The organism is Asticcacaulis sp. AND118, from assembly GCF_020535245.1.
Lineage (GTDB): Bacteria > Pseudomonadota > Alphaproteobacteria > Caulobacterales > Caulobacteraceae > Asticcacaulis.
On the sequence record NZ_CP084910.1, the window covers coordinates 140,247 to 153,339 of the forward strand.

General features: G+C 61.7%; 11 protein-coding genes. 3 read left to right on the forward strand and 8 right to left on the reverse strand.

Annotation, left to right across the window (positions count from 1 at the left end; all coding sequences use genetic code 11):
* Positions 1 to 25: 25 nt before the first annotated feature.
* From LH365_RS00620 to LH365_RS00640, 5 genes are all read right to left on the reverse strand, one after another.
* Positions 26 to 376 (reverse strand): GNAT family N-acetyltransferase, encoded by a 351-nt coding sequence (locus LH365_RS00620; RefSeq protein ID WP_255606652.1) that lies wholly within the window; start codon positions 374 to 376, stop codon positions 26 to 28.
* A gap of 114 nt (positions 377 to 490) precedes the next feature.
* On the reverse strand, positions 491 to 1,168 hold the full coding sequence (gene tsaB, locus LH365_RS00625; RefSeq protein WP_226744294.1) for a tRNA (adenosine(37)-N6)-threonylcarbamoyltransferase complex dimerization subunit type 1 TsaB: 678 nt from the start codon (positions 1,166 to 1,168) through the stop codon (positions 491 to 493).
* Between the two features lie 5 nt (positions 1,169 to 1,173).
* The gene (locus tag LH365_RS00630; protein WP_226744295.1) at positions 1,174 to 1,740 is read right to left on the reverse strand and encodes a NifU family protein; all 567 of its coding nucleotides are present in this window, start codon (positions 1,738 to 1,740) and stop codon (positions 1,174 to 1,176) included.
* 348 nt (positions 1,741 to 2,088) lie between these two features.
* The gene (locus LH365_RS00635; protein WP_226744296.1) at positions 2,089 to 2,553 is read right to left on the reverse strand and encodes a universal stress protein; all 465 of its coding nucleotides are present in this window, start codon (positions 2,551 to 2,553) and stop codon (positions 2,089 to 2,091) included.
* A complete protein-coding gene (locus LH365_RS00640; protein ID WP_226744297.1) occupies positions 2,550 to 7,340 on the reverse strand; it encodes an NAD-glutamate dehydrogenase in 4,791 nt (1,596 codons plus the stop codon). The genes LH365_RS00635 and LH365_RS00640 overlap by 4 nt, the downstream gene beginning before the upstream one ends.
* Before the next feature lie 463 nt (positions 7,341 to 7,803).
* Between LH365_RS00640 and LH365_RS00645 the strand changes: the two genes are divergently transcribed.
* On the forward strand, positions 7,804 to 9,288 hold the full coding sequence (locus LH365_RS00645; RefSeq protein ID WP_226744298.1) for a helicase HerA-like domain-containing protein: 1,485 nt from the start codon (positions 7,804 to 7,806) through the stop codon (positions 9,286 to 9,288).
* A gap of 75 nt (positions 9,289 to 9,363) precedes the next feature.
* On the forward strand, positions 9,364 to 9,774 hold the full coding sequence (locus LH365_RS00650; protein ID WP_226744299.1) for an MAPEG family protein: 411 nt from the start codon (positions 9,364 to 9,366) through the stop codon (positions 9,772 to 9,774).
* 43 nt (positions 9,775 to 9,817) lie between these two features.
* On the opposite strand, the gene LH365_RS00655 is transcribed toward LH365_RS00650, so the two are convergent.
* Entirely contained in the window at positions 9,818 to 11,026 is a 1,209-nt protein-coding gene (locus tag LH365_RS00655; RefSeq protein WP_226744300.1) for an MltA domain-containing protein, read from the reverse strand.
* Positions 11,023 to 11,646, reverse strand: a complete 624-nt coding sequence (locus LH365_RS00660) for a Tim44/TimA family putative adaptor protein (protein WP_226744301.1) — start codon at positions 11,644 to 11,646, stop codon at positions 11,023 to 11,025. The genes LH365_RS00655 and LH365_RS00660 overlap by 4 nt, the downstream gene beginning before the upstream one ends.
* 183 nt (positions 11,647 to 11,829) lie before the next feature.
* On the opposite strand from LH365_RS00660, the gene secB reads away from it, so the two are divergent.
* The gene (gene secB / locus LH365_RS00665; RefSeq protein WP_370639754.1) at positions 11,830 to 12,321 is read left to right on the forward strand and encodes a protein-export chaperone SecB; all 492 of its coding nucleotides are present in this window, start codon (positions 11,830 to 11,832) and stop codon (positions 12,319 to 12,321) included.
* 52 nt (positions 12,322 to 12,373) lie between these two features.
* On the opposite strand, the gene dnaQ is transcribed toward secB, so the two are convergent.
* The gene (gene dnaQ / locus LH365_RS00670; protein WP_226744302.1) at positions 12,374 to 13,072 is read right to left on the reverse strand and encodes a DNA polymerase III subunit epsilon; all 699 of its coding nucleotides are present in this window, start codon (positions 13,070 to 13,072) and stop codon (positions 12,374 to 12,376) included.
* Positions 13,073 to 13,093: the final 21 nt, after the last annotated feature.

Sequence of the window (13,093 nt, forward strand, 5' to 3'; positions counted from 1 at the left end):
CCCACCCGAATTAAGGGCAATCGGATCAAATCGCAAGACTGAGAATAAGCGCATCGACCAGAGGTCCGTCCTTACGGCTGTAATAGGACGGACGCCGGCCCACCTGACGGAAACCGAGACCGAGATAAAGCGCGATCGCCGCGGGATTATCCACGGCGACTTCGAGGAACAGGCTGCGCGTCTGTCTTTTCCGCAGATCGTCGATGAGGCGCTGCAAAAGCGCGCGTGCGTGACCTTGCCGCTGGGCGGCCGGGTCGGTGGCGATGGTCAGGATTTCGGCTTCATCGGCCATGATTGCCGACAGCACAAAGGCCTGAAGCCGCGTATCGTCGAACACCCCCAGAAGCACGTGGCGTCCGTTGTTTAAATATTCCAAAAAATCGGAATCTTTCCAGCCAAAATCGAAGGTCAAGGCGTGGATGTGTACCAGCCGCGGGTCAAATTCTTCGATTTGGCGAATTTGATTCATAATATTCGGAAATTTCTTTTATCAGGCGAAACGCACCACGGCCTTGTCCGAAACCTTGGCGTCGGCGTCGCGCATATAAAGCGGCGTGAGGTCATCATAGGCGGTGGTCTGCGCAAAGCAAAGCGCGGCCATGGCGGTCAGATCGGGCAGGGCCTCTTCGGCAATCTGCGCCTGAGGGAAACGTTCGGCCAGCAGCGGCGCGCCGGAACCGATCAGCCACGCCCAACCTTCCCCTAGGTCAATTTCATTCAGCTTTACAATATCATGCGCTTCCGGCGCGGACGCGACATCCTGCGTATCGATACGCTGAAGATAGATCTGACCTCGCCCGGCATTGTGCGCCACCAGACGCGGGCGACTGGTAAAGGCTGCGCCACGCCCCATCAACTCCAGGGTCGAAAATCCACGCAGGTTTACACCCAATCCCGACGCCATGCCCTTGGCGAAAGACAACCCGACGCGCAAGCCGGTGAACGAGCCCGGCCCCAGCGTGACGCCCAAAATATCGACTTCCCGCGGATCGATTCCCGCTTTCTCGAAGCATTTCAGAGCCGCGGGACCGATGAACTCCTGATGCCCGCGCGTCATGCGTTCGGACAGGGTTGCCAGCTCCGAGACGGACCCGTCTTTATGGGCGAAAAGACCCACCTGACAGGCGCTCAAAGCCGTATCCATAACGAACGTTATGTTGTTTGGCATGAGGCTCAGAGCACCTGCTCGATGGTTTGTACTTCCGGCACATAGTGCTTCATCAGGGATTCGACGCCCTGACGCAGGGTTGCGGAAGACGACGGGCAACCGGAGCAGGCCCCGCGCATGTGCAGATAGAGCGTGCCGGAATCCATGTCGAAGTGCTCGAATTCGATATCGCCGCCGTCCTGCGCCACAGCCGGGCGAACGCGGGTGTCGAGCAGGTCCTTGATCTCGGCTACGATCTGCGCGACCTCGCCCTCGTAAGTGCGTTCGTTGACCGCGCCTTCTTCGTTGAGGATGGCGCGACCCGAAGCGTAGAAATCCATGATGGCGGCCAGGATCGGCGCCTTGATCTGCGCCCAGATCAGGCCGGCCTCGGCGTCTCGCTTCACAGTCAGGAAGTCGGAACCGAAATAGACGCCCGACACGCCGTCGATCTGAAACAGCGAAAGCGCCAGCGGCGATTTTTCCGCCTCGGTTTCGCTGCGGAACTCAAGCGATCCCTTGTCCAGCACTTCGCGGCCGGGGATGAACTTGAGGACGTCGGGATTGGGCGTGGCTTCGGTCTGAATGAACATGGGAGCGGTTCCGGGTAAATCTACCGCTCAAATGGGCGTAAACGCACCCGATGGCAAGGGGCGTATAACCTCTTTGATCATGGTCTCATCGAAATGCGATTTCCCAAAAAGCTAATCAGAAAAAGAAGCCAAACAAAGCCAAAAACAAAAAGAATGACCAGTTCACGAAATTTCTAAACCACTTTGGCATCTTGGCAAGCCAAGGCCCGCTGAGCGCGTCCGGAAAACCACTCCAAATATGCAAACGCAAAGGCTAAGCTGCTAATCAGTAATGCTTTAGCATCTTCTGCTATCTGACCCCCTCACCCGGCGCTACGCGCCACCCTCTCCCCCTCGGGAGAGGGTGTTTTACATCAACTCTTCGATTGCCTCATCGGACAAATCGCCCGGCACCACCGTCACCGGCACCGGGCGCGTACCGCCCAGCGTCCCCACGCCTTCGCGCACCAGCAGATTGACCAGCGGGCCCGGATTTCCACCGGACGCACCGATGACAATGATCTTGATGTCGCTGTCGGCATTGAGAACTTCGCGGATGGCGTCCTTCATCTGACCGGTCTTGATGATGATTTCCGCCGGACGGCCCGACTTCACCGCCGCCTGATCCGACAGGGTCGACAACAGGGTCTCCGCCTCTTCGCGCTGTTCGCGCTCAATTTCGTCGCGCACGCCCGCCCACTGGCTGTAGTCGGTCGGCGGAAGGACGCGCAGCAGCGTCACCATGCCCTGCGTCACGCGCGCCCGCACCGAGGCATAGCCAAGCGCTGCGCGAAATTCGGCGCTGTCGTCGGCGATCACCAGAAACTTTCTCATAGTTTCTGCACCCACTGACGCAGGGCGGCATTGACAATGCTCAGCTTGGCGAAGCTCCAACCCGCGCCGGAGCCTTCGATTTCACCCAGGACCTGCTGCAACGGCGCCACCTGCGCCGACTGCGCCTCGGCCCAGGCATCGAGCCCCTTACCCTCTCTATGCACAGCCGCCACCACCGACTTTTGTTCGGCGTAGATGTCCTCGATCAGACGGCGGATCGCCATGCGGTCCCACGGATCGGAGGAGTAAAGCTCCCCCGCCCCGGCGCGCAGACGGTCGAAACCGAAACGCTCGCCCGTGGCCAGATAGAGCTTCGCGGCCTCGACCACATTGCCGCCTTCGGCCATGTCGACCATGTCGATGGCGCTGGTCCACGACAACAGCACGGCGACGCGGCGCGACAGGTCTTCGGGCGCGCCGGCATCGATCAGTTTCTGCGCGCGCGCCTCGACACGCGCCGCTTCGTTGGGACTGAGCACGCCCTCCGCCGACATCAGCGTCGCAATGCCGGCGCTATAGGTGTCGATGATCTCGCTCAGCGTTTCCGGCTGACCGGCGAAACGGCGGGCGATGAAATAGACCTGACGGCGCAGGAAGACGGCGATGGCGTTATAGAGCGCCGTCTGCGCCGCCGCCGGGATCTGGGTATCGAGCGCCGACACCTCGGCCCACAGGGCATCGGTGCCGAACAGACGCCGCGCGCCTTCGAACGACAGGGCCAGCGCCCCGGCATCGACCGCCGCCGCCTTTTGCAGACGCGCCGGGAAGCTGGGGCCGAGAATATTGATCATCTCGTTGCACAGGACCGTCGCCACGATTTCGCGGTGCAGACGGTGGGCGCGAATATCGTCGATAAAGCCGTGCAGAGGTTTGGGGAAATAATCGACCAGCGCCTCTTCGAACACCGGATCGTCGATCGCCGGCGTTTCGATCAGGTCGTCGAACAGAACGATCTTGCTATAGGCCAGTACCACCGCCAGTTCCGGCCGATAGAGCCCACCATTCTGGCTCTTGCGCGCCTCCAGTTGGACATTGGTCGGCAAGCCCTCGACCTTGCGGTCCAGCTTGCCGCGCTTTTCGAGGCCCGACATGAAGGCCTGCATCGACGGATTGTCGCTCAACGCCGTCGATTCCAGCAGGGTCAGGGCCAGCGTCTGGGCATAATTGTCCTTCAACACCAGATGCCCGACCTCATCGGTCATTTCGGCCAGCAGCTTGTCGCGCGCCTCGATGGTCATGCGGCCCGACTGCACCCGACGACCGAGCAGGATCTTGATATTGACCTCGTGGTCCGAGCAATCGACGCCCGCCGAATTGTCGATGGCGTCGGTGTTGAGCTTCACGCCCTGCGCCGCCAGGGCGATCCGGCCCGCCTGAGTGATGCCGAGATTGGCGCCTTCGCCGATCACCGCCGCACGAATTTCCGGCGCATCGACGCGGATGGCGTCATTGGCCTTGTCCCCGACCTCAAGGTGCGACTGCGCCGGCGCCTTGATATAGGTGCCGATACCGCCGAAATAGAGCAGTTCGGCCGGGGCGCGCAGAATGGCCTGCATCAGTTCGAACGGCGTCAGACTGGCCGCTTCGATATCGAGCGCCGCACGGATTTCCGGCGTCAGCTCGATCGATTTCAGCCCACGCGAGAAGATGCCGCCGCCCGCCGAAATCTTCGTCTTGTCATAGTCCTGCCAGCTTGAGCGCGGCAGGGCGAACAGACGCTCACGCTCGGCAAACGAAAGGGCCGGATCGGGGTTCGGATCGATGAAGATGTCGCGATGGTCGAAGGCGGCGATCAGCCTGGTCTGTTTGGACAGCAACATGCCGTTGCCGAAGACGTCGCCCGACATGTCGCCGACGCCGACCGTGGTGAAGGTCTCGCTCTGGATGTCCTTGCCGCGTTCGCGGAAGTGGCGCTTGACCGCTTCCCACGCGCCGCGCGCCGTGATGCCCATGGCCTTGTGGTCGTAACCGACGCTGCCACCCGAGGCGAAGGCGTCGTCGAGCCAGAAGCCGTAGTCGCGCGCCACGCCGTTGGCGATGTCGGAGAAGGTCGCCGTGCCCTTGTCCGCAGCCACGACCAGATAGGGGTCCGGCGCGTCCCAGCACACCACGTCCTTCGGCGCGATGATGCCGCCTTCGGCATCGAGATTATCGGTGATGTCGAGCAGACCCGACAGATACATTTTATAGGCCCGCACGGCTTCGGCGCGGATGGCGTCCGGTGCGCCGCCCGCCGGGAGTTGCTTGGGATAGAAGCCGCCCTTCGAGCCGACCGGCACGATGACCGCGTTCTTCACCTGCTGCGCCTTGACCAGACCCAAGACCTCGGTGCGGAAATCCTCCTTGCGGTCGGACCAGCGCAGGCCACCGCGCGCCACCGGCCCGAAGCGCAGATGCACCCCTTCGACCACCGGCGACCAGACGAAGATTTCGCGGTACGGCTTGGGATCGGGCAGGTCGGCCAGTTCGCGCGAGGCGATCTTGAACGAGATATAACCCTTGTTCTGATAATAGTTGGTGCGCTGGATAGCCCCTATCAGCGCGGCGATCCGGCGCAGCACGCGGTCGTGTTCCAGCGACGACACACCCTGCAACAACATATTGATACGGCCCAGCGCGGCCTCGACTTCGGTTCTGCGCGCCTCTACCGGCGTATCGTTCACGGCAAATTTCAGATCGAACAGATAGACCAGCGCCGCCGCCACGTCGGGGTAGGCGCGCAGGGCCTGCTGTTGCACGATAGCGCTGGGGTCGAGTCCCGACTGAGCGCGGTATTTGCACAGGGCGCGCAACAGGGCAGCCTCGCGCCAGTTCAGACCCAGCAGGGTCAGGGCGTTGAAACCGTCAACCTCGGTTTCGCCCCGCCACAAGGCCATCAGCGCCCCTTCAAAGTCCTCGCGGAAATCGGCAAAGGCGGTCGGGTGTCCGGCGGGCAGTTGCACCACGAACTCGTGCACGAAATGGCGCGGGACGGCGGAGGACTCGATGCGGTGACCGAACTCTTCCAGCGTTTTAAGGCCCATGCGATCCAGTACCGGCAGGATGTCCGACAGCGGGATGGCGTTTTCAGCGCGATCATAGAGTTTGAGCGAAAAACGATCGGTGACGCCTTCGGGCTGCCAGGCGCGCACGGTCAGCGGATGCGCCTCGTCCAGCGCGGCCAGCACGCCGATATCGGTGATGGCCTCGTTGAAACCGTAGCGGTCCTGATAACCGGCGGGCATGGCGCGCGCCCATTTGAGATAGTCGGCGTCAGGCATGCCGGCGTCCAGCGCTTCGTCCTCGACGCGCTGCGCCCAGTCGAGCGTCAGGTCGGTGATGCGGTCTTCGACCTCGGCCAGATTGGGCTCAAAGTGGTCGCCCGGCGTCACGCCGATAATATAGTGGATGCTCGACAGTGAGCCGCCGGTGACGAAGGGATAGAGCGCGCTGACCCGTCCGCCGAAACCTTCGGCCAGCAGCCCGCCGGCGCGCTCCTGCACCGACACATTATAGGTGTCGCGCGGCAGGTAGAGCAGGATGGAGATGAAGCGATCGAACGGGTCGCGGCGGCTGAACAGGCGCACGCGCGGCCGGTCGGAAATGTGCAGCACGCCGCGCGCGATACGCAGCAGGTCGTTTTCATGAATCTGGAACAGTTCGTCGCGCGGATAGGTCTCCAGAATGTTCTTCAGTCGCTTTTCGGCATAGCCACCGTTGTTGAAGCCCAGCCGGCGCGATTCGCTCAGCACGTGCTCGCACTTCTTGCGGATCAGCGGCACTTCAAAGGCCGGGCGATCATAGGCGTCGGAAGTGAACAGGCCGACGAAGCGCGTCTCGCCCGACGGCTTGCCATCGGCACCGTAATGCTTGACCGAGATATAGTCCATATAGACGCGGCGATGGACGCGCGATTTCAGATTACCCTTGGCCACCGTCACCGGCTCGGAGCTTTCGAGATGGCTCAGCAGTTCGCGGCTCAGGATGGCGGGCTCGGACCCACGGCGCAGGATAGCGCGTTTGTCGCGCAATATGCCGTATTCCTCCTGAAACAGGTTCAGCGGCTCTTCGGCGACATAGTCGCCTTCGGCGCTGCGCGGATAGACATAGGTCCGCGCCCCCAGAAAGACGAAGTGGTTTTCCGACACCCAGCGCAGGAAGGCCAGTTCCTCCTGCAACAGAACCTGATCGACCTTCAGCACCGGATGCAGCGACAGGGCTTCGACCGCCGTCATTTCTTCGGCCAGCAGGGCCTGCATGCGTGGGAAGTCGTGGACGGCGGCGCGCAGGTCGGTCAGGGTCGCTTCGATACCGGACAGGATGGCGGCGTGCTTCTCGGCAGGCTGACGCGTCACAAAGACCAGCACCAGCGATTCCGTCACCGCCTTGCCTTCGCCTCGGCGACCTTCGGCGTCGCGCTTCAGGGCGACGATCGGGTGGAACATGGAGCGGACGATCAGGCCCTGATCGATCAGCTCGCCTATCACGCTTTCGACGATGAAGGGCGCGTCCGGCTGCACAATCTCGATGACGTCGTAAAGGCCGCGCACCGGCGTGATGAGCTTCAGCGCCCCGGCCCCGCTGCGCGTCGCCGCGCGATCCCAGGCGGTGGCAAACAGACCACCCATCTCTTCAGGCGTCAGTTCGGGCAGTTCTTCCGGATCGTAGTCCTCAAGACACTGGGTCAGGAAGCTTTGCGCCGCCTCGTCGGCCGGGCCGCCCAGAGCGGCGGCGAAAGCGGTTTCGATGCCGGCGCGGGCGCTTTCAAGCACGGCGTCGAGTTCGGTCGAGAGGCTGAGGTCGTCCATGGGTTCCATCCACTGTGCCCTGATGGCGTCACGCTAAGGGTCACACCTATATAATCGATGAATTATCCGCTGAAACGGCAGACGAAGACAACGTCTTGGGGAAAATAAAGTTTCTGAGGAAACGGAATAAGGTCATGCCCTTAGTGGCCCTTCCAAATGATAAGCCGCCCACCCGGTCTGGCGGGTGGACGGCTTCTTCGGGACACCCTTTATGGGGGGAAGGGCACCCCGGCAATGGCCGCGCGGCTTATGGGGGGAACCGGCGCGGAACCATGACTCATCTCTGAGCTGAGTACATACTAGCACGCACAGGCTCTCACCCCAATCAGGCCTGATCGCGCCGGAATCACTTCTGTGTGAGAGAACCGTGTTCTTTGAGTGTTGTTGCAGCGCATTAGGAAATACCCTTTGCCAAAGCCGCCGCGGAAGTTTTATGCAAAAGGTTCCGACACAGGGTAACGACATGACACAGGGTATAGATATCGGCTTTTCCGCCGAAGGCCGCCAGACGCTTCTGCTTAATCGCGCCAACCGCCACGGCATCGTCGCCGGGGCCACCGGCACGGGCAAGACGGTGACGCTGCAGGTGCTGACCCAGGCCTTTTCCGATGCGGGCGTACCGGTCTTTGCCGCCGATGTGAAGGGCGACCTGTCGGGCATCGCCCTGCCCGGCAATCCGAACGAGAAGCTTCTGGCCCGCGCGCAGGAAATGGGCATCGAGCTTCAGCCCGCCGCCGCCCCGGTCGTCTTCTGGGATCTGTTCGGTCAGAAGGGTCACCCGATCCGCACCACCATATCGGACATGGGGCCGCTGCTGCTGGCGCGCCTGTTTCAGCTCAATGAGGTGCAGGAAGGCGTGCTCAACATCGTCTTCCACGTCGCCGACAAGGAAGGGCTGCTGCTGCTCGACCTGAAAGACCTGCGCGCCATGCTCAGCCACGTGGCCGAACACGCCAAGGAAATCAGCGCCCAATACGGTCAGGTCTCATCCGCCTCGATCGGCGCCATCCAGCGTCAGGTGCTGGCGCTCGAAAGCCAGGGCGGCGAGCAGTTCTTCGGTGAACCGGCCCTGCGTCTCGAAGACCTGATGCGCACCGATATTTCGGGCAAGGGCTATGTCAATGTGCTGGCCGCCGACAAGCTGATCGGCAGCCCCCGCCTCTATTCGACCTTCCTGTTGTGGCTGCTGTCGGAACTGTTCGAGGTCATGCCGGAGGTCGGCGACCCGGAAAAGCCGCGCATGGTCTTCTTCTTCGATGAAGCCCACCTGCTGTTCGATGAAGCGCCTAAACCTCTATTGGAAAAGATCGAGCAGGTGGTGCGCCTGATCCGTTCCAAGGGCGTCGGTATCTATTTCGTCACGCAAAACCCCGCCGATGTGCCGGATTCGGTGCTGGCACAACTCGGCAACCGCATCCAGCACGCCCTGCGCGCCTATACCCCCGCCGAACAGAAGGGCCTGAAAGCCGCGGCGCAGTCCTTCCGACCCAATCCGGCCTTCGACACTATCGAGGCCATTCAGGGTCTGGGCGTCGGTGAAGCCCTGATCTCGGTGCTCGATGAAAAGGCCTCGCCTACCGTCACGGCCAAATCGAAAATCCGCCCGCCCGCCTCGCGCCTTGGGCCGGCAACCGAAGCCGAACGCGCGCAGATCATGGCCAAGTCGCCGGTATCGGGCATGTACGACACGTTGCGCGACCGCGAATCCGCCTTCGAATTGCTGGCCGCCCGCGCGAAAGAGGCCGAAGCCGAGGTCGTCGAGGTCGAAGAAACCCGAACTGTAAAGGTCGAAAAACCCGCTGTTCACAAACCCTCCTCTACCGAAAAGGCTGTGACTTCGGTGGCTGTTTCGGTCATCCGCACCATCGGCGTGACGCTGGGCCGCGAACTGGTGCGCGGTCTGCTGGGCTCGATGAAGAAGCCGACCAGGACGACCCGACGGAGGTAAATTACCCTCTGACCAAGGGATGAAGGACATCATGGTTAACGCTTTTTTACCCGTTCCGGCGGCAAGAGTGGAAACATGGTTGCCCCTCTTCTCGCCCTCATTGCCTGGTCGCTGATTGTCCTCGTCTGGCTCTATGCCCGGCGCATACCGGCCATGCTCAATATGGGGCAGGATTTTCAGCTCTTCGCCGATAAGCGCAACATGTTCCGCCTGCCCGCCGATGTGCGCGCTGTGGCCGACAACTACACGCATCTGACCGAGCAACCGACGCTGTTCTATGCGCTGTGTCTGGGGATACAGGTGTCCGGTCTGGCCGATCAGTTGTTCGTGGTGCTGGCGTGGATCTACGTGTTGCTGCGCGTCGTCCATAGTCTGGTGCAGGGCATCGGCAACCACGTCATCCTGCGCTTCTGCGTTTTCGCCGCCGGGACGGGAATACTGGCCTATATGACGTTGCGGGCCATTCGGTTGGTGCTGGATTTCTAACCCAAATCATTCCTCCCCAGCATAGCCAGGGAGGAATAGGCTTTTACTCCGCCGGCACGATCCGCCACAGGCGCAGCTTGTGCTTGACCCGCCCGGCTTCACGGCCTGCGCGGTCGCCATGCCCCATGTAGAGGTCGGCGCGGATTTGCCCGCGGATAGCCCCGCCGGTATCGAGCGCGGCCACCATGCGGTGATAGGTCGGAAACGCGCCGCTCAGAGTTCCGGCATCGGCATCGACCCAGTACAGATCGCCATAGCTATGGAAGGATGGATCGACGGCGATGGCCGCGCCCGCTGGCAAGGGGACAGCCGCCGCCCCCAAAGGCTCCATCTTCGTCATATCAATAGAAAAGAAGGCATAGCGCGGGTTCTGGTTCATCACCTCCTGCGCCACCGGCCCGCGATTGTCGGCCAGCCACCGACGGATATTCTCGCCGGAGGTCTGTTCCTTTTTCAGCAGGCCGCGCTCGGTCAGGGTCTTGGCGATACCGACGAATGGTAAGCCATTATCGGCGGCGTAGGCGGCCATAAACCGCGTGCCGTCATCCAGCGTCAGATAGCCCGACCCTTGAATCTGCATGAAGAAATAGTCTTCCGGCCGCATATAGTAGGCCGGACCGGTCACCGGCTGGGCCTCAATTTCGGCGCGGGTATAGTAGGGCACGTACAACTCGCCCACCCGGCGCGCCGCAAAGCGCTTGCCCGCAGGTTGCGGCGGTGTCAGCAAGGCCCCATCCACCAGCACCAGATCGGCGGGTTTTGTGCGCACAGGCTGGGAAAACTCCGCCGACGGCGTCGTGGTTGCCGCGTATTCCGGCACGAAATAGGCCGTCAGCAACCCCTCGCCTTCGATCCGCTGCACACGAAAACGCGTCTCCAGCCAGCCCTTGATTTCATCCGGCTGTTCGAAGGCCTTAGCCTTCAACTCGCCGCAGACCTTTGCGTACTGCCGGCCCTGACGATAGGCGCAGGCCCCTCGCACGGCTTCGAGCGCGATAAAGGGGTCGGTTTCATCCCAGCCGGGCAAGACAGACAGACTCTGCGACGGCCGCGTCGGCAGGGGCTCGGTCGGTAGCGGCGCGGGAACGGGTTGCGGTTGGGTGCCTGTGGGGGGCACGGGCGTCGGACCCACCGGCGGTTTCGGCGTCTCGACGCAGGCGACAAGCGTCAGCGCCGCAGCCGAGACGCAGCCATAAGCGAAAGCGCGCCGCCAGACGGCGGCCTGTGCCCCTGCCCTCCCCGTCAGGCTCATGCCTTGGCGGCCTCGACGCGGGACAGAATCCACGGATTGTTCGGCGATTTCAGATTCTTCTGGAAGGTCCAGAATTCCGCCGTACGACGGTGAGCCTTTTTCACCTCGCCGCCTTCCGGGTCGGGCATTTCGTACAGCAGTTCCGACAGGAAGCGCACGCGCACCGACGCCTTGTCGTCCTTGAGGTCGATCTGGTCGAGGTCGGTCTTGGGCGCCTCGACAAAGGTGACCGCCATCGACTTCTGTTCACCGCGTGCTTCGATCGACTTGGCGAAGACGCCATAGACGCTATCGGACAAACGGTCTTTCAGCCCTTCGATCTCCCCACGATTGAAGGCCAGCACGATCTGCTCATAGGCTTCGCGCGCCTTTTCGACGAAATTGATCTCGTTGAAGTGGCTGTCGCGCGCCTTCAACGCATCGAGATTGGGCAGCTTGAAGCGTTCCGGCGGCTTCGGCTCCTGACTGGGGCGGTTAAACGGGCCTTCGTTATTATCATCCGTCTTGGGCACGGCCGGCTTGTCCTCGGCCTTGAACCCGACACGGCGACCCAGCACGTTGTAGAGCTGAAACAGCACGACCACGGCGATCAAGGCCAGAATCAGCAGGTCCCAGGGCATCAAACGTCTCCGAACAGGGGTACAACAAAGTGTAATCTTCCCTATATAGGCAAAGTTCAGGTAAACGGAACCATTCGTTTGATTGCCAATCGATTTTGTGCGTGCTAGGGCCGTTCCCAACCTGTTTTCCAAGCGGATATTTATACATCTCCCGGAGTTTTTGAGTTTATGGCTGACGATTCGATTCCCGCCGAGAACGGCGCCAACCCGGCCACCGAAGCGCAAGGCGGCCCCCTGCCCGCCAATATGCAGGTCATGGCCCAGTTCATCCGCGACTTCTCGTTCGAAAATCCGCGCGCGCCGAACTCGCTGCGCATGGATCAGCGCCCGGAAATCGACATGGGCGTGGAAATGAACGCCAAGGGCCGCCCCGACGGCTTGTTTGAAGTCGATCTGAAGCTGTCGGTCAAGGCGTCGAACCCCGAAGGCCCGATGTTCGCGATCGAACTGGTTTACGGCGGTCTGTTCCAACTGGCCGGCGTGCCGCAAGCGGCTATCGAGCCGACCCTGCTGGTCGAATGCCCGCGCTACCTCTTCCCGTTCGCCCGCCGCATCATCGCCGATGCGACCTCGGACGGCGGCTTCTTCCCGCCCTTCTTCGTAGAGCCGATCGATTTCGCCGCGCTCTACATGCAGCAGAAGGGACAGATCGGCGAAACCGCCGGTCAGGCGTAAGCCTTACGACTTTTAAGAAAAAAGCCCGCAGTCGGATGGCTGCGGGCTTTTTTTATTGCGCCGTATAGCCCCACATATTCTTGTCTTTGAGGAATTTAAGACAGAAGGCCATGTGCGCCTCCGCCTCTTCCGGATGGATATGCGAGGGCAGAGGCCGCGGACGATGGCCGTGGTTCATCACGCGGATTTCCGTACCGTCCTCGGAGACCATGCCGTGCATCTTGAGATCAAGGCCGCGTTCCTTGCCGCCCGATAGTTCCAGGTACACGCTGGCCAGCAGACGCGCATCGAGCAAGGCGCCGTGCTTGTCGCGCTCAGCCAGCGAAATATTGTAGCGCTTGCACAGGGCATCCAGCGAATTGGCCATGCCCGGAAACTTGTAGCGCGCCAGTTCCAGCGTATCGATCCAGCGGTCCGGATCGGTCGGCTCCATGCGCAGGCGCTCCAGCTCCATATTGATAAAGCCGCGGTCGAACGACGCATTGTGCGCGATCAACGGCGCATCCCCGATGAAGTCGACAAAGGCCTGAGCCAGTTCGGCGAATTTCGGCTTGTCGGCCACCATCTCGTCGGTGATGCCGTGGACGCGGATGGCGTCCGGCTCGATCAGCCGTTCCGGATTGAAATAGTAGTGAAAGGTCTTGCCCGTGGGCAGCAGGTCGTCGATTTCGATGCAGCCGACTTCGATCAGGCGGTGCCCTTTTTTCGGGTCAATGCCGGTGGTTTCCGTATCGAGGACAATCTGACGCATGGTCGCGATTTGACTCCCGTT

Bases quoted from the DNA above. Each gene is read 5' to 3' on its own strand.
- tsaB (WP_226744294.1), bottom strand. From the start codon at position 1,168: ATGCCAAACAACATAACGTTCGTTATGGATACGGCTTTGAGCGCCTGT.
- LH365_RS00630 (WP_226744295.1), bottom strand. From the start codon at position 1,740: ATGTTCATTCAGACCGAAGCCACGCCCAATCCCGACGTCCTCAAGTTC.
- LH365_RS00635 (WP_226744296.1), bottom strand. From the start codon at position 2,553: ATGAGAAAGTTTCTGGTGATCGCCGACGACAGCGCCGAATTTCGCGCA.
- LH365_RS00640 (WP_226744297.1), bottom strand. From the start codon at position 7,340: ATGGACGACCTCAGCCTCTCGACCGAACTCGACGCCGTGCTTGAAAGC.
- LH365_RS00645 (WP_226744298.1), top strand. From the start codon at position 7,804: ATGACACAGGGTATAGATATCGGCTTTTCCGCCGAAGGCCGCCAGACG.
- LH365_RS00650 (WP_226744299.1), top strand. From the start codon at position 9,364: ATGGTTGCCCCTCTTCTCGCCCTCATTGCCTGGTCGCTGATTGTCCTC.
- LH365_RS00655 (WP_226744300.1), bottom strand. From the start codon at position 11,026: ATGAGCCTGACGGGGAGGGCAGGGGCACAGGCCGCCGTCTGGCGGCGC.
- LH365_RS00660 (WP_226744301.1), bottom strand. From the start codon at position 11,646: ATGCCCTGGGACCTGCTGATTCTGGCCTTGATCGCCGTGGTCGTGCTG.
- dnaQ (WP_226744302.1), bottom strand. From the start codon at position 13,072: ATGCGTCAGATTGTCCTCGATACGGAAACCACCGGCATTGACCCGAAA.